The sequence below is a fragment of the Streptomyces sp. NPDC041784 genome (assembly GCF_055591025.1).
The window spans coordinates 3,589-4,642 of record NZ_JBVJAB010000072.1 but is presented as its reverse complement, the minus strand read 5'-3'; the positions used below and the strand labels follow the sequence as shown (position 1 = coordinate 4,642).

Sequence of the window (1,054 nt, the reverse complement as noted above, 5' to 3'; positions counted from 1 at the left end):
GGGGTGGGGAAGAGAGGGGAAATGGTTTGACACAGGGAGGGCGCACCCCGCCCCTGCACCGGAGGGACAAAAACCACCCGTCCCCCCCCCCCCCCCCCGGGGCCCCCCGGGCCGTCCTCATGCACCGACTTCATTTCTCGTGAACATTCCCCGGCCCAGTGATCAGCAACTGCTGCCCAAACCGGGTGACAAACGCTGCTGCTGAACGTGAACAAAGCCACCGCGCCGACAGGACGGGCGGGTGTGGCTCATCCCGCGCAATGCGTCGTACGACCCGATCCCCGGCGACGAGGCGCGGATCCTCGGCAAGGTTGTCGGCGTCCTTCGCCTTTTCTGAACAGCCCGGCCCGGCCTGCCACGACGCCGAGCGGGGTACGGACGCATGCGCAGCCGCACACCGGACTGGCTGGCCGGCATCCCGGGTGGTGCGCTCGGCGATTGCGGTCCCCCAGATGAGGGCGATCGCGGCCTGGAAGGCGAAGACGGTGGCATCGTCGCAGCCCGCCACGTCAATGAGGCCGTTCCAAGATGAGCCGCGAGGAGCTGGTCGATGCGCTTGCCCGGGCCGGGCGCCGCCGCAAGAAGTCCTGATCCCCGCCGTCCGCCGCCGCCCACCTGGACCCTGTCGGAGCCGATGCTCACCACGACCGCGAACAGCCTTGACCTGCGGCCGGGGTGGGCGGCCGGACCGAAACCATGGACAGGGTTTGCAGGAGCCCGTTGTCCGCAGGCTGGGCAGCAACGCAGTGCTACGTATCGAATGATGCCGACAGTCTGTGCCGCTGGCGGCGGGCCGCGCTCAGCTCGTCGATGTAGGCCTTAGGCAGGTCGAAGGAGAGGCGCGTAAGGAGGGCTACCGCCTCGTCCATAGCTACGAGCGCCTCGTGTCGCTGCCCAACTGCACCCAACCGGTACCCGAAACTCTGGAGTGCCATGGCGAGGCCGGGGGTGTGGGCGTCGGGGTCGGCCGCCACCAGCTGCCGGTACAGGGCCACAGCTTCCTCGGCGACTGCGCGCGCCTCGCGATGGTGCCCCACCTCACCCAAGCGGACGC

General features: G+C 69.3%; 3 pseudogenes. 1 reads left to right on the top strand and 2 read right to left on the bottom strand.

Annotation, left to right across the window (positions count from 1 at the left end):
- Positions 1-223: 223 nt before the first annotated feature.
- Positions 224-337, top strand: a pseudogene (locus ACZ6D7_RS47235) (LexA family protein); the annotation flags it as partial.
- Between the two features lie 78 nt (positions 338-415).
- Here ACZ6D7_RS47235 and ACZ6D7_RS47230 read toward each other — a convergent pair.
- Both ACZ6D7_RS47230 and ACZ6D7_RS47225 read right to left on the bottom strand, forming a co-directional pair.
- Positions 416-508, bottom strand: a pseudogene (locus tag ACZ6D7_RS47230) (DUF6207 family protein); the annotation flags it as partial.
- A gap of 241 nt (positions 509-749) precedes the next feature.
- Positions 750-1,054, bottom strand: a pseudogene (locus ACZ6D7_RS47225) (hypothetical protein); the annotation flags it as partial.